The 18,357-nt window shown below is 59.0% G+C and carries 15 protein-coding genes; 9 read left to right on the top strand and 6 right to left on the bottom strand.

What is annotated here, in order from left to right; all coding sequences use genetic code 11:
* Nucleotides 1–213: 213 nt before the first annotated feature.
* On the top strand, nt 214–978 hold the full coding sequence (locus QZ862_RS19640) for a transporter substrate-binding domain-containing protein (RefSeq protein ID WP_296083211.1): 765 nt from the start codon (nt 214–216) through the stop codon (nt 976–978).
* A gap of 31 nt (nt 979–1,009) precedes the next feature.
* Here QZ862_RS19640 and QZ862_RS19635 read toward each other — a convergent pair whose 3' ends face one another.
* Nucleotides 1,010–1,660, bottom strand: coding sequence for a response regulator transcription factor (locus QZ862_RS19635; RefSeq protein WP_296014073.1), 651 nt, complete (start codon nt 1,658–1,660; stop codon nt 1,010–1,012).
* Nucleotides 1,661–1,873: 213 nt separating this feature from the next.
* On the opposite strand from QZ862_RS19635, the gene QZ862_RS19630 reads away from it, so the two are divergent.
* Both QZ862_RS19630 and QZ862_RS19625 read left to right on the top strand, forming a co-directional pair.
* The gene (locus QZ862_RS19630; protein ID WP_296014071.1) at nt 1,874–2,224 is read left to right on the top strand and encodes a DUF952 domain-containing protein; all 351 of its coding nucleotides are present in this window, start codon (nt 1,874–1,876) and stop codon (nt 2,222–2,224) included.
* Nucleotides 2,225–2,226: 2 nt separating this feature from the next.
* Nucleotides 2,227–3,315 (top strand): quinone-dependent dihydroorotate dehydrogenase, encoded by a 1,089-nt coding sequence (locus QZ862_RS19625; RefSeq protein ID WP_296014070.1) that lies wholly within the window; start codon nt 2,227–2,229, stop codon nt 3,313–3,315.
* Between the two features lie 108 nt (nt 3,316–3,423).
* On the opposite strand, the gene QZ862_RS19620 is transcribed toward QZ862_RS19625, so the two are convergent.
* Both QZ862_RS19620 and QZ862_RS19615 read right to left on the bottom strand, forming a co-directional pair.
* The gene (locus tag QZ862_RS19620) at nt 3,424–3,921 is read right to left on the bottom strand and encodes a CAP domain-containing protein (protein ID WP_296014069.1); all 498 of its coding nucleotides are present in this window, start codon (nt 3,919–3,921) and stop codon (nt 3,424–3,426) included.
* A gap of 1 nt (nt 3,922) precedes the next feature.
* Nucleotides 3,923–4,186: a DUF6460 domain-containing protein gene (locus QZ862_RS19615; protein WP_296014067.1), complete on the bottom strand. Its 264-nt coding sequence runs from the start codon at nt 4,184–4,186 to the stop codon at nt 3,923–3,925.
* Between the two features lie 208 nt (nt 4,187–4,394).
* On the opposite strand from QZ862_RS19615, the gene QZ862_RS19610 reads away from it, so the two are divergent.
* The 5 genes from QZ862_RS19610 (at nt 4,395) to pdeM (ending at nt 10,272) form a co-directional block, all read left to right on the top strand.
* Nucleotides 4,395–5,339 carry a class I SAM-dependent methyltransferase gene (locus tag QZ862_RS19610; protein ID WP_296075325.1) on the top strand — a complete coding sequence of 315 codons (945 nt, stop codon included), beginning with the start codon at nt 4,395–4,397 and terminating at the stop codon, nt 5,337–5,339.
* Between the two features lie 190 nt (nt 5,340–5,529).
* A complete protein-coding gene (locus QZ862_RS19605) occupies nt 5,530–6,141 on the top strand; it encodes a YitT family protein (RefSeq protein ID WP_296014092.1) in 612 nt (203 codons plus the stop codon).
* A gap of 60 nt (nt 6,142–6,201) precedes the next feature.
* Nucleotides 6,202–6,843 (top strand): YitT family protein, encoded by a 642-nt coding sequence (locus QZ862_RS19600; RefSeq protein ID WP_296014063.1) that lies wholly within the window; start codon nt 6,202–6,204, stop codon nt 6,841–6,843.
* Between the two features lie 90 nt (nt 6,844–6,933).
* A complete protein-coding gene (locus QZ862_RS19595) occupies nt 6,934–9,453 on the top strand; it encodes a ligase-associated DNA damage response DEXH box helicase (protein WP_296101469.1) in 2,520 nt (839 codons plus the stop codon).
* 84 nt (nt 9,454–9,537) lie between these two features.
* Nucleotides 9,538–10,272 (top strand): ligase-associated DNA damage response endonuclease PdeM, encoded by a 735-nt coding sequence (pdeM, locus tag QZ862_RS19590; protein ID WP_296101468.1) that lies wholly within the window; start codon nt 9,538–9,540, stop codon nt 10,270–10,272.
* 8 nt (nt 10,273–10,280) lie between these two features.
* Here the strand turns inward: pdeM and QZ862_RS19585 are convergent, their stop codons facing one another.
* From QZ862_RS19585 to QZ862_RS19575, 3 genes are all read right to left on the bottom strand, one after another.
* On the bottom strand, nt 10,281–11,102 hold the full coding sequence (locus QZ862_RS19585; protein ID WP_296075321.1) for a TIGR02186 family protein: 822 nt from the start codon (nt 11,100–11,102) through the stop codon (nt 10,281–10,283).
* Nucleotides 11,099–12,025: a sulfite exporter TauE/SafE family protein gene (locus QZ862_RS19580; protein ID WP_296101467.1), complete on the bottom strand. Its 927-nt coding sequence runs from the start codon at nt 12,023–12,025 to the stop codon at nt 11,099–11,101. The genes QZ862_RS19585 and QZ862_RS19580 overlap by 4 nt, the downstream gene beginning before the upstream one ends.
* A gap of 226 nt (nt 12,026–12,251) precedes the next feature.
* The gene (locus QZ862_RS19575) at nt 12,252–16,142 is read right to left on the bottom strand and encodes a peptidoglycan-binding protein (RefSeq protein WP_296101466.1); all 3,891 of its coding nucleotides are present in this window, start codon (nt 16,140–16,142) and stop codon (nt 12,252–12,254) included.
* Between the two features lie 356 nt (nt 16,143–16,498).
* Here QZ862_RS19575 and QZ862_RS19570 point away from each other — a divergent pair, with 356 nt between their 5' ends.
* Nucleotides 16,499–18,292: an acyl-CoA dehydrogenase C-terminal domain-containing protein gene (locus tag QZ862_RS19570; protein ID WP_296101465.1), complete on the top strand. Its 1,794-nt coding sequence runs from the start codon at nt 16,499–16,501 to the stop codon at nt 18,290–18,292.
* Nucleotides 18,293–18,357 lie beyond the last annotated feature (65 nt).

Genomic DNA, 18,357 nt, shown 5'->3' with positions numbered 1-18,357 from the left:
TTTGCGCGAATCTTATGTATAATCACAGGCGTAATCACTGACCTGCACCATCGTGTCCGCCCCTTAAGCGATGGCGTTTTTCATTTCATACCGGGCCGGATCATCCGAATGCGCTCCTTGATGGCACGATTGAAAAATCTCGGTCTCCGCATATCGCTTGTATGCATTGCGGCTTTAGCTGCGAGCAGCATTGCGCGAGCCGAAAGCGGAAACCTGCCCGTTTTGTTCGACAAGCAGGAGCGCTTACCCGGCGCCGATCTGTCATCGGTTCCCCGCGTGCGGTTCCTGATGTCGGTTGATTTCCCGCCCTTCAATTTCACCGATCAGGATGGGCGGCTGGTAGGCTTCCATGTCGATCTTGCGCGTGAGATTTGCGCCCAGTTGAAGATCGAAAGCAAATGCCAGGTGCAGGCGCTTCCCTTCGATGAACTTGAGGCGGCGCTGGAATTGGGCGAGGGGGAGGCCGTCATGTCGGGCGTCGCTTCGACGTCGGACTTACGCAAAAGCTTCAGCTTCACGCGACCCTATCTGCTCTTGCCGGCGCGTTTTGCGGTCTCGAAAGCCGCCAAGCTGGAAGGGCAATCGGCAGCCGCCGCACTAACTGGCAAGAAGGTCGGCGTCGTCAGCAATTCCCGCCACGAGGCGATGCTCAAAGCTTTCTTCCCCAAAGTCGTCCCGACGGGTTTTAGCGGCTACGAGACCATGTATGAAGCGCTGAAAACCGGCAAGGTCGATGCGGTCTTTGCCGATAGCTTGCGTTTGCCATTCTGGGTGGCTGGCACCGCGTCGGACAATTGCTGCGCCATGTTCGACGGCCCCTATATGTCCGATAAGTTCCTTGGTGAGGGGCTTTCGATCATGACGGTCGATCCCGAAAACAGGTTGGTGCCTGCTTTCGACCAGGCGCTCGCAACACTGTCGCGCAACGGGCGACTGGAGGAAATCTATCGCCGTTATTTCCCTTACGGGCTCTTCTGACGCCGCGAAGGCCGCAAGTACGGGCCAGCCGTCACGCAACAAGCGCAGGCTGGTTCAGCTTGGAAAGTTGGATCACCGCCTGCGTTCTGCTGTCCACATTGAGCTTCAACAGAATGGCCGATACGTGCGCCTTGATCGTCGCTTCGGAGACGTTAAGCTCGTAGGCGATCTGCTTGTTGAGCAGACCTTCTCCCAACATGCCAAGCACACGGCTTTGCTGTGGTGTCAGCGTGCGCAGCCTGTTGATCAGGTCGGCCATATCGGCATCCTGATCGCGGCTGGACTGACAGGACGCCGGGATCCAGACATCGCCGGCAAGCACAGTGCGGATGGCCGTGCGGATATCGTCTATGCCGGACGATTTGGAGATGAAGCCGGATGCTCCAAGTTCGATGGCGCGGCGCATGGTCGCCGGGTCGTCGGTCGCCGAAACGATGATGATGGGCAGACTGGAAAATTCCGCCCGAAGTGCCATCAGTCCGGAAAACCCGCTGACCCCGGGCATGGCAAGATCGAGCAACATGAGATCGGCTTCCGGCTGATCTTCCGCGCAGCGTCTGGCGGCGTCGAAATCGCCCGCCTCTATGAAAATATTGTTGCCTTCAAGACCATCCACCGCCTGGCGAAGCGCACCGCGAAACAGCGGATGGTCATCTGCTATGATAATCGTGAGTTCTGCCATGCCGCGCCCCCTCCCAAGAGCATTTCATGCGACTCTTCCTCCCGCAGCGTCATGTCCGGCTGCATCGTCAAGATTGCGCCAAATCGGCTGCAACACAAGCATTAGATTGCACTCAAGCTTCCCTGCACGCCGCTCAGGGGTAAAAATCTATGTGAAGCAATAGACAATGCCCACCATTTGCGGCAAACCGCCCTGACATGAAGGAGATGCCCGATGACCAACACGCCCCCCGTCATCTATAAAATCGTACCAGAGGCCTTGTGGTTGAAAGCGAAGCAGGAGGGCGTTTTCAAGGGGGCGGAGATCGATCTGACAGATGGCTATATCCATTTCTCCACGGCCGGCCAGGTGAAGGAAACGGCAGCTCGTCACTTCGCCGACCAGCAGGATCTGCTCCTGATCGCAGTCGATGGCGGGGCACTTGGCGACAAGCTGGTTTTCGAACCCTCTCGCGGCGGCGCTCTCTTTCCGCATCTCTATGGCGAGCTTCCGCTAGACGCTGTTTTGTGGGAAACGCCGCTGACGCTTGGTGACGACGGCGCCCATCAGTTTCCGGAGATTTGACTATGAGCGGATTGTTTTCCTCCCTTGGCCGCAAGGGCCTTTTCCTGCTCGATCCCGAAGTGGCGCATGGCATGTCGATTGCGGCACTGCGCAGCGGCTTTATGCCCACCTGCCACGTGCCGCACGATCCTCGCCTGCAACAGACAGTGGCAGGACTGGTCTTTCCCAATCCTCTTGGCATGGCGGCAGGCTACGACAAGAACGCCGAAGTTCCCGGACCGCTCCTCAAGCTCGGCTTCGGCTTTACCGAAATCGGTACGGTGACGCCCCGCGCGCAGGCAGGTAATCCAAAACCGCGCATTTTCCGTCTGGTGGAAAACGAGGCCGTGATAAACCGTCTCGGCTTCAACAATGAAGGACATGCGGCAGCACTCTCGCGCCTTATCGCTGCGGGTCTGCGCGGTATTGTCGGTGTCAATATTGGTGCGAACAAGGATAGCGAAGACCGCATCGCCGATTATGTGAAGGGCATCGAAACCTTCTCTGCTGTAGCGTCCTATTTTACCGCCAACATCTCCTCTCCCAACACGCCTGGCCTTCGCGATCTTCAGGCGCGCGACAGCTTGGCGGCACTGCTTTCCGCCGTACTGGCGCAGCGCGACCGCGAAGCTCAGAAGTTGTCCCGCCATATCCCCGTTTTCCTGAAGATTGCGCCCGATCTGACGGAGGAGGGGCTCGACGACATCGCCGCCGAGGTTCTGTCGCACAGGCTGGATGGTCTGATTATTTCCAACACGACGCTGTCTCGCGAGGGCTTGAGGCCGGGCAGCAACAATAACGAAACCGGTGGCCTCTCCGGCAAACCGCTGTTCGAGCGTTCCACTGCAGTATTGGCAAAGATGCGCAAGCGCGTCGGCCCGGATCTGCCGATCATCGGTGTGGGTGGGGTTTCATCTGCAGAGACCGCGCTGGAAAAGATCAGGGCAGGGGCCGATCTGGTGCAGCTCTATTCCTGCATGGTCTATGAGGGGCCGGGTCTGCCAGGCACGATTGTTCGCGGGTTGTCGAAGCTGCTGGAGCGCGATGGCGTGACGAACATTCGCCAGTTGCGTGACAGTTCACTGGAAAGCTGGGCGGCGCGGGCGATTTAAGAACGCGTCACACCCCTCAGATGTGCATACATGCCTCTAGCGGATGCGATTGGAAACGACGACCAGTCCATTCTCTGCGGTCATCCTCGCCCTTGAGGCGAGGATTCATCAAGCACATAGCACCATGGCCCAATAAGGCCGGTTCTTAGCCGCGCTGTCATAGGCGACAGCGACGCCAAGGCCGCCGTAATTACCAAGCATGTTTTCCAAATGATGCGGTGAGCCGATCCAGGCTTTGACCACCCGCTCGACCGTGTCTTGACCTGCCGCGACATTTTCTGCCGCCGGCAAAGGCACGTTCCCGTTTTTCATGCGGATAAGGAAACTGTCAGTGAGGCCAATGAGATGCGCCATCTTCTGCGCCTTCACCATGCGGTTGGCTTGATAGATGGCGGCCTGCTGAGCCGCCGGGTTGGCGGAGAGCGTAGAGAGGCCCTTGGAGCGGCGAAGCTCGTTTACCATCGGCAGTGCCGCCGCCGTCTCGTCCCGCGTGCCGGAAGGCAGGCCCTTATTGGTAGGGACGGACACGCAGGCGGATAGAACGGAGCCAGCGGAAAGCAGCACGAAGCCGCGCCGGGAGAGGGTCGTCAGGGAATGGTCGGTCATATCAGCGCAAGCTTAGAAGTCTGAGAACAATGAATACAGGGATGACGATTACCGCACCCGCCAGAAGATAATCGCCGATGCTGCCAAGCGCATGGAAGCCGGAGTACCACAGGTTCAGAACGAAATCGCGCACACCATAGATGATGCTCCACGGCGTCAGACCGAAAACGGCCATCAGAAATCCGACGATCAGCGATATCACCAGCAGCTTGACGATCGTGCGTCCAACGCTGTCACCCAGCACCTTATTGACCTCACCGGCCATCGGCAATCTCCTAAAGCATGCCACAGACCCGCATCCTTGCGGCGATGACATGCACTCTCAAACCTCGATCAAGACATATGAAGCATGGCGCTTCGATGCAAGCATAAGGGGCTTTACACCGTCACGTCGGCGTTTGCGATGAAATAGGACTTGAGTTTTTTTATGGCTTGATGAAAGAGAGCCCACCTCTTTCAGGAAAAATTCGTGAATGGCTCAGAACCAGCATTCCTCCGGCGACGTCATTGCTGATCGTCGTGCCGATTATGCCCGCATGCTGGCAGAGAGCGGCGACCACCATGCAGCGGCGGAATTGATCGAACAGGCGCTGGAACTAGCGCCGCTCTGGGCCGCAGGCTGGTTTCGTCTGGGGGAATACAGCGAAAAGTCGGGCCAGCGCGACCAGGCAGTCAAAGCTTACGAGAAAGTAGCCGAGCTTGATGAGGAAGGCATTTTTGCAGCTCCTCTGAAACTTGCAGTGCTAGGGGCTGCCGAAACGCCAGAGCAGCCGCCCAGCCGCTACGTTGAAGGTCTCTTCGATGATTATGCCGAGCGCTTCGAAACATCGCTGGTGAAGAAACTGGATTATAGCGTTCCGGAAAAACTGGCGGCTCTGATCGAAACGGCGCGGCCGCCAGGAGACAGCTTTCGCTGCGTCGTGGATATCGGCTGTGGCACGGGGTTGCTGGGTATGGAAATCCGCGATTGGGCCAAGCGGCTAGAGGGCTTCGATATCTCAACCAACATGCTGGCGAAGGCGGAAGAGAAGGGCATCTACGATCATCTCGCGCAAGCCGATCTTTCTCTGGATGAGGAGGCGTCAGGCCTCTTTGTCGACGAACATGCGAAAGGTCGCGCGGATCTCGTCGCGGCAGCGGATGTGATGATGTATCTCGGCAGCCTGGAAACCGTCATGCCGCTGGTGCTGGCGCTGCTTTCCGAAGGAGGGATCTTTGCCTTCTCGGTGGAAGATGCGGGTGACGACGAGGGTTTCGTCCTGCAACCGTCACTGCGCTACGCCCATTCGGAAACTTACATCCGCAACCTCCTCGCCGCCTTCGACATGCAGGTGCTGCAAAAACGCAAAACCACCATTCGCAAGGATGCCGGAAAACCACTCTCCGGCATTCTATTTCTTGCCGCGAGACGGGCATGATCTTTTCGTTTCTTGCAATCTTTTGGGTTGGTCAGCATTGCTGACACAAGCGTGTTGTATGAGGCGCTTTTGCGGTGCAAAATAGCTGCGTCTAAAGGCTTTCACGACAGTAAAGGCCTGTGGCGCACCTCAAGAAAATCAGGTCCTGTCGAGGGAATTTCGCATGGCATTCACCAGAAGCGTCTATGGCATGTGGAGTGTGGACCCTGCCAAGCACTCGCCGATCGAAGATGTTCAGGGCATCGTGACCGGAGGTATCGTTTCCGCGCTTGGATTTTACATCCTCAACAAGGTCGGTCTGTTGACCGGCGGTACAGCTGGCGTCGCCTTTTTGATCCACTATGCTTTCGGCATCAGCTTCGGCCTGCTGTTCTTCCTCGTTAATCTGCCCTTCTACTATCTTTCCTTCCGTCGTCTCGGCCTTGCCTTCTCGCTGAAAACCTTCGTCGCAATCGGCCTGGTTTCTGTGTTGACGGAGTTGGAATCGCGCTGGATGGTGATCGACAGCGTCAATCCGCTTTGGGCTGCCATTCTCGGCGGGCTCTTGCTGGGTTACGGACTTCTTGCGCTCTATCGCCATCGCGCCAGCCTTGGCGGCATCGGCATTCTTGCAATTTACATTCAGGATCGCTTCGGCATCCGCGCCGGTCTGATACAGCTTGCCTTCGACGCTTGCGTCATGGTCGCCGCCTTCGCCGTCATCGAGCCTAAGACAGTGCTCTACTCCATCGTCGGCGCCTTTTTCCTCAACATGTTCCTCGCCATCAATCACCGCTCTGACCGTTACATCGTGGTACGCTGACGCTTGAATTTTGGTGGCTTCCGGCGCAAAGACGAGTGACACGCGTTTCCGGGGGTGAGCATGAGCGACATTGCAGAGCGCAAGCTTTCGAGATTCTGGACATCGACGTCCGCGCAACATTCTCTTCTGGAGGATGCGCTGGCGGTGATTGCCGGCAGCATGCTGATCTCGCTCGGCGTTGTGCTTCTGTCTGGCGGCGGATTGCTGACCGGTGGCGTGGTAGGCGTCGCCTTTCTTCTCCATTATGTAACAGGGGTAAGCTTCGGCCTGATCTTCTTCCTTGCGAATCTGCCCTTCTATTATTTGGCGCTCCGCCGTCTGGGGCTTGCCTTCACGATCAAGACCTTCTGCGCCGTGGGGCTGACCGCGCTACTGTCCGAATATCTGCCCCATCTCATCGTCTTGCAGAATGTCCATCCGGTGGTCGCCGCCACTTTCGGGGGATTGACGGTTGCTGCGGGCATGCTGGCGCTCTTCCGCCATCGCGCCAGCCTTGGCGGGTTCGGTATTCTGGCGCTGTATATTCAAGATCGCTTTGGCATCCGCGCAGGCCTTACTCAGCTTGCTTTCGATTGCACCGTGCTGTTCGTCTCCTTTTTCGTTGCCATACCCTTGATCATCCTTTGCTCTGTCCTCGGCGCGCTGGTGATGAACCTGGTGATTGCCATCAACCACAGAAACGACCGCTATATAGCCATGTAGCGGTCGTACGTGATGGTGCGGGTCAGGTCGTGATCACGCGCATGCTCCGCAGCCTCTTCTTTTTCAAAAGATTTTCACTACTTTAGAGGTGTGAAACACGTCGATCCGCCCATCTTGGCAGAAAGTGCCGGGACACTGCCTCTGCCGTTCCAGAAATGGTTTGCGGAAAAGGGCTGGAGCCCGCGTGCGCATCAGCTGGAACTGTCTGCCCGCGCGCGTGCTGGCGAGAACATGTTGCTGATTGCGCCAACTGGTGCGGGCAAGACGCTGGGCGGTTTTATGGCATCGCTGACCGATCTGGCCGAGCGCGGCAAGGTGCCGCCGGGTTCTGCCTTCATCGGCGTTCACACGCTCTACATCTCGCCGCTCAAGGCACTGGCTGTCGATATCGAGCGCAACCTGATGAAGCCGGTCTCGGAGATGGGCCTTCCGATTACGGTCGAAACTCGCACCGGCGACACGCCGCAGGGAAAGCGCCAGCGACAGAAGCTTAAACCACCGGATATTCTGCTGACGACTCCGGAACAGGTCTCGCTGCTGCTTGCCAACAAGGAAGCCGAGCGCTTCTTCAAGGATTTGAAATATGTGGTGCTGGACGAGCTGCATTCGCTCGTCACGTCCAAGCGCGGCCATCTCCTTTCGCTGGCGCTCGCCCGTATCCGCCGCCATGCGCCTGCCGTGCGCGCCATCGGACTGTCTGCAACGGTTGCAGACCCAATGGATTTGCAGCGCTATCTGGCTCCGCAAGTCGAGGGTGAACCGCCGGCAGGGCTGATCACAGTCGATGGCGGCGCGAAGCCGAATATCGCCATCCTGCAGACGGAAGAGCGCATTCCCTGGTCCGGCCATTCGGCGCGCTACGCCATGCAGGATTTATACCCTGAGATCAAAGACCATCAAACGACGCTGGTTTTCGTCAATACCCGCTCGCAGGCCGAGCGCATTTTCCAGGAACTCTGGGCCATCAACGACGACAATCTGCCGATTGCGCTGCATCACGGCTCGCTGGATGCCGGGCAGCGCCGCAAGGTGGAGCAGGCCATGGCCGACAACAAGCTTCGCGCTGTTGTCGCCACCTCCACACTCGACCTCGGGATCGACTGGGGCGATGTCGATCTCGTCGTGCATGTCGGCGCGCCGAAGGGCGCAAGCCGCCTGGCACAGCGTATCGGCCGCGCAAACCACCGCATGGACGAGCCATCGAAGGCGATCCTCGTGCCTGCCAATCGTTTCGAGGTGATGGAGTGCCGCGCGGCACTCGATGCCAACTACATCGGCGCGCAGGATACGCCACCGATTGCCGAAGGCGCTCTGGATGTGTTGGCGCAGCATGTGCTGGGCATGGCCTGCGCCGAACCTTTCGATGCGGACGAGCTGTACCGCGAAGTCACAAGCGCTTCGCCCTATGTCGATCTATCGCGTGAGATGTTCGACCGTGTGGTCGATTTCACCGCGACCGGGGGCTATGCACTGCGCACCTATGAACGCTATGCCCGCATCCGCCAGATGAAGGATGGGCGCTGGCGCGTCTCCAATCCGCAGGTCGCGCAGCAATATCGCCTCAACCTCGGCACGATTGTCGAGGCGGCGGAACTGAACGTCCGCATGGTCAAGCGCAACGCCAAGGGCACCGTGGGGCGCGGCGGCATGTCGTTGGGTAAGGTGGAAGAGCATTTCCTCGAGCAACTTGTCCAGGGCGATACCTTCCTGTTTGCCGGAAAGGTGCTGCGCTTTGAGGGCATTCGCGAGAATGAATGCCTGGTCAGCCAGGCTTTCTCGATGGACCCGAAAATCCCTTCCTATGCTGGGGGCAAGTTTCCGCTCTCCACCTATCTCGCAGACCAGGTGCGTTCCATGTTGGCCGATCCCACTCGCTGGCACGCGCTGCCCGATCAGGTGCGCGACTGGCTGGCGATCCAGAAGGAAAAGTCAATCATTCCCAAGCGCGACGAGCTGCTTGTCGAGACCTTTCCGTTTCGCAAGCGCTTCTTCATGGTGATGTACCCCTTCGAGGGGCGACTGGCGCATCAGACGCTTGGTATGCTTTTGACCCGCAGGCTGGAGCGTGCAGGTGCGAAGCCCATGGGCTTTGTCGCCACCGATTACTCGCTCGCCGTCTGGGCGATGGAGGATATGGGTCAGCGCCTGCAATCGCGCCGGCTGTCTCTTGCCAATCTTTTGGACGAGGACATGCTGGGTGACGACCTCGAAGCCTGGCTGGACGAATCCTACCTTCTGAAACGCACCTTCCGCAATTGCGCTGTGATCGCAGGCCTTATCGAGCGCCGTCATCCCGGCAAGGAAAAGACCGGGCGGCAGGTCACCGTCTCAGCCGATCTTATTTATGACGTTCTTCGCAGCCATGAGCCGGACCACATTCTGCTGGAAGCGACCAGACGCGATGCGTCGGCAGGACTTTTGGACATTGCCCGACTTGGCGATATGCTAAGGCGAATCAAAGGCCATACGCATCACCGTGCGCTCGACCATGTTTCGCCTCTTGCCGTTCCGGTCATGCTGGAAATCGGCCGCGAGACGGTCGTGGGGCAGGCGCAGGACGATGTGCTGGCCGAAGCCGCCGACGAGCTGATCGCCGAGGCTATGGCGTAGGGTTCGCTCTAAAGGCCGCGCCAGACAATGCGTTGAAACAAGAAAGTAGAGCAAAGAGCTTGCTCTCAGGGAATTCGAAAAGACGTGCTGAGCCGCCTTGCCTTGAGCGAAAAATTGTCCACCGGCTTTGAATGCTCTGGTGCCGTAACCGCCATCAACGGCGTTGCCGCACTTTGCGATCCGCTGGGCGGGCTCTACATGCCCGATCTGTCGCTGCTCGTTGTCTCCGATTTGCATCTGGAAAAGGGTGCGGCCTTTGCGCGGCGCGGCATGATGCTGCCGCCCTATGATACGATTGCGACGCTGAAGATTTTTGCCTCGCTGATTTCTCGCTACGATCCGAAGATCGTTGTCAGTCTTGGCGACAATTTCCATGATCGCAAGGGATCAGAACATCTGCCGTTGCCGCTGCGCGACATCATCAAGGAGATGGCACGAGGTCGCGAATGGATCTGGATCAATGGCAACCACGATCCAGATGGAACCGTGGATTTGCCCGGCTCGTCCGTCGATGAAATGTTTTACGCCAACCTCGTCTTCCGCCATGAGCCGAAGCTGAAAAGTACAGACACGATCGGCGAGATTGCCGGGCATCTGCATCCATCAGCCACGGTCCGCCGCCGCGACAAGACCGTGCGTCGCCCCTGTTTCGCAACCGATGGCACGCGCCTGCTGATGCCTGCATTCGGTGTCATGAGCGGCGGGCTGGATCTGCGCCATAAGGCCATGCGCGGCCTCTTTGACCACGCGGACCTGATTGCCCATCTGATGGGACGTGACCGGATTTATTCCGTGCGTTTCGGAAGCTTGCTGGGCTGAGAGATAGCTCAGTCGCGGCGAAACAGCAGGCTCGCGCCCCAGCCGGTAATCACGGCGATCAGCACACAGAGAATACCATAGACGACCGGTGTCTGATGCGCGGCATTGGTGATCGCCTGCTCCATGCCGGTTTTTACCACGCGCAGCTTGAGCTCGCGTTGGGCAACCGGCATGCCACTCTTGAACAGATAGGCTCTGGCAGTGTGGACGCCATTCGGCACATTGGCGGGTAGACGCAGCGTTGCCCAGAAGAGCCCGGTGCGTTCAAGTCGCACACCCGTCGTGTCGTTGCGATAGATGCCGCTGGAAAGCTTCAGGCGGCGAAAGGCTTCCTGAAAATCATAGACATTATCCGGCACGCCGGAAAACACCGCACTGTTCAGCGGAAGATGCTCGACACCCAGGCCCATCGCCTTCAATGTGCCGGGCGAGGCGATGTCGTTGATGTTGCGGGTGCTGGCCATGGAATAGGATTCAGGCAGCGGTGCGAAAGTGATAGCGCTGGTATTGATCCAGATGCCCGCCACGCGGCTCTTCTTGCGGACCGTCGTATATTCGTTCGGACCTTCCAGCGTCACCACAATGTCATACTGGCCGATGGCGAGCAGCAACTGATCGGCGTTGTTGAGCGCGCCGAACATCGTGAAATCAGCACCGCGAAAATCCGATGCAATCGAGATTTCCGAGGTCGAAGCGCCGATCTCGATATTTTCCTGGAGCGTCCGTGACTTGCCTTGAGCGTCGGGAGATACCGCAAGCGGCGGCGTCTGCGCCAGCGCGGTGCCGACGCAGAAAATCAGGAGTGATGCGAAAAGAGCGGCGCGGATCAATAGCCGAGCCCCCCCGACGCGACGGAAAAAAGATCGTCGGGGTGCAATACGAGGCCGATCGCAAGACGGATGCCGACCGCTAGAACCAAAAGCGCCAGCAAAGCGCGAAGCTGTTCGCCGCGCAGTTTCTGGCCGACGCGCACGCCATATTGCGCGCCGACGACGCCAGCCAGCATCAGGATGAACGCCAGAACGATATCGACGGAATAGTTGGTCGCCGCTTGCACGATGGTCGTGTAGGCCGTGACGAATATGATCTGAAACAGCGAGGTTCCGACGACGACGTTGGTCGGAATGCGCAACAGATAGATCATGGCAGGTACCATGATAAAGCCGCCGCCGACGCCCATGACGGAGGTGAGAATACCAATACCGAAGCCAAGTGCGATGATGGGAATGACGCTGAGATAGAGCTTCGATTTCTTGAAGCGCATCTTTAACGGCAGACGATGGACCCAGTTGTGATGGCCGGGACGGCGCAGCGGAATCGTCTCATTGCGTGCCGTGCGGCGGATGGCGGAAATGCTCTCCTTCAGCATCAATCCGCCGACGGTGGAAAGAAGAATGACGTAAAGGAGCGAAATGATCAGATCGAGCTGACCGATGCTGCGTAAAAGCGTGAAAAGCCAGACGCCGATAGTGGCGCCGCATAGGCCGCCGATCAGAAGCATGAAGCCGAGCTTCACATCCAGTGTGCCACGACGAAAATGGGTAATCGAGCCGGACACGGAGGACGCCACGACTTGGTTTGCGCCCGTTGCGACGGCGACAACCGGGGGTATGTTGTAGAAAATCAGCAGAGGCGTGATGAGAAACCCGCCGCCGACCCCGAACATGCCGGATAAAAAGCCGACAGCAGCGCCCATGCCGAGGATGATGAAGATATTCACCGACAATTCCGCAATGGGCAGGTAGACAGTCACAATCGGACCTCGGGCAATAGTTCCGGGCGGCCCGGTGCGCGCAAGGCCACCTGTCCGCCATTTCGAATTTCTGTCTGAAAGAGGGCTTTGAGCCCCTCGTTCGTCATGCCCGGCAGGCCACGACCTGTCAATCATTCAACGGCAAATACGTTGATAATTTGAAAAGAACGAAGGCCCGGAACGAAGATGTCGTTCCAGGCCTTTTTTGATGGGCGCCAGAGGTTAGTTACTTGTTGCGGGCCAGGAGGGCCGTCACCAGTTCGTCGGTGATGCGACCGTCCGGCGTCTGGCCGACGGACTTCTGGAATTCGCGGATGGCCGCGACCGTCGTCTTGCCAAGCTTGCCATCCGGCGGGCCTGCCTTGAAGCCGTTATTGTTGAGAATGGCCTGAATGTTGCGGATCGCCTTCTCCATGTCGACCGAAGAAGTCTTCACACCGCCGGCACTGGTCCATTCGTCGGGGACGTTGACGGAATTCGCCTCTTCGTCGAGCGGCGTGACCTTCCACGCCTCGACCTTCGCCTTTGCGCTGGCAAGCTGTTCCGGCTTCATCGCCTTTGCGACATCTTCGCGCTTCTGAGCTGCGTCGGCGTCACCATCGCGGGCTGCAATGGCAAACCACTTATACGAGTCTTCCAGGCTTTGCGGGACACCGCTGCCGCGCGCATAAAGAATGGCGAGGTTGAACTGGCTGTCGCGCACGCCGAGATCGGAGGCCTTGATGAACCAGTCAGCCGCGGCCTTGTAATCCGGTTGGCCTGCCACGTCGGAGGTCAGAAGAACGGCAAGGTTGTGCATCGCGCCTGCATTGCCCTGACGAGCCGCCATCTCATAATAGCGCTTGGCTTCCGGCAGATTGCGTTCGACGCCATTTGCCTTTTCGTACATGTTGCCAAGACGATACTGAGCCGGTGCGAAGCCGCGATCAGCCGCGAGCTTGTACCACTTGGCGGCTTCGGCACGATCGGCCTGAACACCGTTACCGTCGGTATAGCGCACAGCGACTTCAAAGAGCGCCAGCGGGTCGCCTCTGCCTGCCGCTTCTGAAAGGGAGGCAGGCGTGATGCCGGAGGGCACGGCAATGGTCTCTGCCGTGCTTTGCGCCGGGGCTGTCGGCTGATCAATCTCGGCATTACGAATGATGTCTTCGGGCTTGGTCTCAGGCTCGGCCTGCTCGACGAGGCTGGAACCGGCGCCTGGCGGAGGAACATTCAGGGAGGGTTCGTCTTCCGGAAGGGGCGCGCCGCCGATCGTGCGCGTATCGATCACGTTGCCCTTACTATCGGCCGCGGCCTGCATACGGTCGGCCTGTGCCTGCTCTGTTGGATCGACCTTGTCGGTGGACGGAAGTGTGACGGCCTGATCGCCCATTGCTGGCAGTTGCATCGGTGCGAGATTGGGTTGGCTGCTGTCAGCGCTCGCGCCTGTGGTAATCCGTTGAGCTGGCGGCGTCTCGGTACCGACAAGCGACTTCACCATCGGCATGGCCATCATTGCCAGAAGAATGGCGCCGATGCCAAGCAGCAGCGGGCGGCGATAACGCGCCAGCATGGAGCCGTTCTCGGCGCTGCGGCCATGTCTTGCAACTCCCGAGCCCGTTGCTCTTTCAGGCATGGTCTCCAGTGCGGCAGCCTGTGCCGCGCGGCGTGCAGCGGCGATGAAATCGGCGCGGCTGTCGCCATCCGTCTCACCTGCGCGTGCTGCGTTCTGGCTGGCTCGAACACGCTCGAGGATTTTTTTGACATCCGGCGCGCCGGAGCCTGGCTCCAGAAGCTCGTTGTCGTCCTCGGACGAAAGGGTGTCGATCGGATCCAGCGCAGGCGCCGGGTTCACCGTTGTGCGCGCCGTTGCAGCGGACGCGTCTTTATCGGTCTTGGCGGCGCTGGACTTGAAGCGGCGCGTCAGGCTGGCGAGCAGGCCGCGTTTTTCCTGCGCTTCCGGCTCGCTGACGGCCAGTGGCGGCAGAGCGCCGTTGCTGGCATACTGGGGCGTGAGGGCCGACGAAACCTGCGCGTAGGCTAGCGAATCCAGGCTCTCCTCATGAAAGCTGGCAAAGGGCATGCGAATGCTCTCGGCAGCTGCATCTTCTTCTTGTGCAGGGGCGAACTCAGGCTCTCGAGCAAGCACACGTTTGCTGTGCTCGGGCCCTTGCCCCTGCGTGTGGCGCTGATCCAGCACATCGAGGCGGCTGGCTATCTGCAGCAACGTTTCGTGCAGAGCTTCAAAAGTGCGGTGCGTACGCTCGTCTGTATTGCGGCTCAGGCCCTCCAGCTTGCGCAGGTCGTTGGCAAGTTCCGAAAGCAGGACCATGTCGGCAGGGCTTGCCGTCTGGGCCAGATTGTTGCGCGTATGCGCCTCCAGTACCGCTTCTGCCGCCTGACGTGCGGCCTCGATAATGTATTCGTCGTTGGACGCCATATAGTCTTCGATCGCGCTCATGCGAGCATCAAACTCCGGCGGCAAGCCGACGGGTTGAATGTGGCTCTGCTCGTTCAGCATCGAGGACAGATTGGCGATATGGCTTTCCAGGCTGGCAATCGCGTCGGGATCAGTATTGCTCGAGCGGGAGGTTTCGTCGAGCTTGGCGGCGATCTTGCCGAGACGCTCTTCCAGGCGAAGGAATGCGGAATCGTAAGCTGCGGTCTTGCCCGATGCCGGACGTGCGTCGATATCCTCGATGCGTCGTGCGATCTTGTCCAGCCGCTCGGCCAGCTTGTCGTTGACAGCGCCATTTCCAAGAAGATCGATCTTCTTGGAAATATCGGTGAGGAAAGATGTGAGTTCCGGCTGGACGGGCGTGCGCTGTGACTGCTCCAGATAGGCGGAAAGCTGATCCAGCCTTTCGTCCAGTTTCGAAATGTGCCGGTCCGATGCCAGTTCCTCGATGCGGCTCGCAAGCGCGTCCAGGCGGCCGGTTAGTGCTTCCGATGGCTTGTCCTTGCGCTCGGATATATCTTTCAACTGGTCGAGTTGGCGCGACAGACCGGTGAGACGCTCTTCCAGACGCTCCGCCACCGCAGTGTCGACGGCGTGGGACGCACGATTGTTGGTGGCGGCGATGGCACGGCTGATCTCGTCCAGACGCTGGTCGAGATCGGAGAAGTGTTCGGAAAAGACCTCTTCGTTCGGCTGGATGCGGCGGCCCAGTTGCTCGACGAAGCCGGCAATCGTGATGAGCTTGTCTTCGAGCGCGCGAATGGCCGGACTGCCATGTGCATTGCCGATCTCGCTCTTGATGTCGTCGAGCCGATAGGCGAGTGCAACGATCTCTTCTTTGAGCGGAGCGGTATCGAAGCTGCGCAAGGTATCTTCGACCTCGTCCCAGCGACGTTCCATCTTTTGCATGCTGTCCTGGCGAGCCATTTGCTCTACCAGCGCACGCAGCTCTTCAAACTCGGACCGCAGAGCTTGCGCATCCGGTCCGGTGCTGTGGCCAAGACGATTGATGCTTGCGGCAAGCCGGGCGACGTCGTCGCGGATGTCTTCGGCGAAGTCCTGGTTTTCCGCAAAAGAACGGATGTTGCGCAACTCGGTGCGCAGCACCTGCATTTCCCGGGAGACCCCCTGAGAAATCTCGTTCTTCAATTCCTGCCGCAGATTGACCAGCGCTTCGGCGACTTCGCGCAGTGCCGCGTCGCCTTGGCCATCATGGGGTGGGGATGCGTAGGATGGCGCGGAAGCGGGCGCACGTGTTGACCGAGAACGCTCCACGCGGGAGGTTTCCATCTGCGGGGCGGGACGGTCCCGATAGGCGGGAATGGCGGTAGAGGCGCGATAGTCCTGCTCGTCGTAGCGGCGCTGCTCAGGTTGCACCATGCTGCGGGTGGAGCGAGGCGCCTCAAATTCCTCCCGCTCCCAGCGGTCATCGAGCGCCTGCTGACGCCTGCGGATTTCATCCACCGGGTCGAAGCGGCGATGTTCTGGCTGGCGCGGCGTGCGCGAGGCTAGGGGCGGGCGCTCGGCAAGGCGTTCGGTTGGCTGTTCGCGACGGGTTCTCTCGGCCTGGCCACCCAGCAGATCTTCCAGCCGTGCTTCCAGACCTTCGATGGTGCGATTGAGCGCGTCCAGCGACGATCTGTCATTCTGTCCTCGGGAATTCGATCGCAATCCGCTCATCTTCCTGCTCACTTCGTATTTTCCGTCTCTCTCTTCACCTGTCGGCCGTGCCGGTCGATGTGGAGAGTGAGATATGTCGTGCGTGCCGCCAAGGCTGCCCTTAACGAAGCAGCCCCATAGAACAGGACAATCGCCCATCTATGGTTAATAAAAAGTTAATCGAGTATTGCCGTTTTAATACTTTCTTCACGTCTATCCTTGCGCGAGGCTTGATCAGAAATACACAAAGAGATTGTGTGGTGCAGCATGCAGAAAATTCTCGTCAAAGTTATTTGACGTTTACGCGCACGTCAAATATTGTGACGTCATCTTAAGGCCGGATGCGGTCCGGCGAGCGATGCGGAGGAACATCGGTAATGCCTGTTTACAAGGCTCCTGTTAAGGACACTCTTTTCATTCTCAACGACGTTCTGGGTCTGGAGCGCTACAACAACTTACCCGGCTTCGAAGATGCCACGCCCGACATGATCGAGGCGATCACTGGTGAGGCTGCGAAGCTTGCTGAAGAGCAGCTTTTCCCACTAAACTTGTCCGGTGACCAGCAAGGTTGCAAGCGCGCCGAAGACGGCACTGTGTCCGTGCCGGATGGCTTCAAGCAGGCTTATGACGCGTACTGTGAAGGCGGCTGGAGCGGTCTGGCCGTGCCTGCCGAGTATGGCGGGCAGGGGCTGCCCTACACGCTGCACGCCGCCGTCGGCGAATTCATGTCGTCCGCCAACCTGTCGCTGATGATGTATCCCGGCCTGACGCAGGGCGCGATTGCGGCAATCCTCGTTCACGGCACGGATGAACAGAAGCAAACCTATCTGCCCAACATGGTGGCCGGCACATGGTCCGGCACCATGAACCTGACAGAGCCGCATTGCGGTACCGATCTCGGCCTGCTGCGCACCAAGGCCGTGCCGCAGGGTGACGGTACCTACAAGATTTCCGGTCAGAAGATCTTCATCTCGGCTGGCGAGCATTCCATGACGGGCAACATCGTCCATCTGGTGCTGGCCCGCATCGAGGGAGCACCGGAAGGAACCAAGGGCATTTCGCTCTTCATCGTGCCGAAGTTCCTGGTCAACGCCGATGGCTCGCTTGGCGAGCGCAACGGTGTCGTCTGTGGTGCGATCGAGCACAAGATGGGCATTCACGGCAATGCAACTTGCGTGATGAACTATGACGATGCAACCGGCTACCTCATCGGCGCGGAAAACAAGGGCCTTTCGGCCATGTTCGTTATGATGAACGAGGCGCGCCTCGGCGTCGGTCTGCAGGGTCTTTCCATCGGCGAGATCGCCTACCAGAACGCTGCAAACTACGCCCGCGATCGTATTCAGGGCCGTTCGCTCTCCGGTGCCAAGCATCCGGACAAGAAGGCGGACCCGATCATCGTTCACTCCGATATCCGTCGTTCGCTGTTGACGATCCGCGCCTATAACGAAGCCGGCCGCGCCTTCCTGCTTTGGACCGCACTGCAATCGGACATTGCACATCGTTCGACCGACGAGGCGGCACGCCAGGCGGCAGACGACCTGCTCGGCCTCGTCACCCCGATCGTCAAAGGTGTGTTGACCGACAAGGGCTTCGACCACGCAGTTGCCGCTCAACAGGTCTATGGCGGTCACGGCTATATCGAAGAATGGGGCATGAGCCAGTATGTGCGCGACGCCCGCATTACCATGATTTACGAGGGTGCCAACGGCATCCAGGCGCTCGATCTTGTTGGTCGCAAGCTTGGTCTCAATGGTGGCCGCGCCGTGATGGCGCTGTTCAAGGAAATCGGCGATTTCTGCGAAGAAAACCGTGCGGACGAAAATCTGGTCGTCTACACCAAGGGCCTGAAGAAGGGCTTGAACGATCTGCAGGCTGCAACCATGTGGTTCATGCAGAATGCCATGGCAAAGCCCGACAATGCTGGTGCCGGCTCCACAGATTATATGCATCTCTTCGGTCTGGTCGTGCTGGGTTACATGCATGCCCGTATGGCCAAGGCAGCGCAGGCTCAGCTTGCCGCCGGCTCGTCTGACGAGGACTTCCTGAGGGCCAAGCTTATCACGGCAAAGTTCTTCATGGAGCGTTTGATGCCGGAAACGGTGCTGCGCAAGACCCGCATCGAAGCTGGTTGCGATACGATGATGGAACTTGCTGCCGAAGCATTCTGAGGCAGACGAAGGAGGCCGCATGCGGCCTCCAACAATTTTCAGGCAGTCACCTGCCACAGGGAGAT

It is taken from the genome of uncultured Agrobacterium sp., from assembly GCA_913777615.1.
Taxonomy (GTDB): Bacteria; Pseudomonadota; Alphaproteobacteria; order Rhizobiales; family Rhizobiaceae; genus Agrobacterium.
The sequence above is the reverse complement of the archived record's forward strand: the minus strand, read 5'-3'. Positions and strand labels throughout refer to the sequence as shown.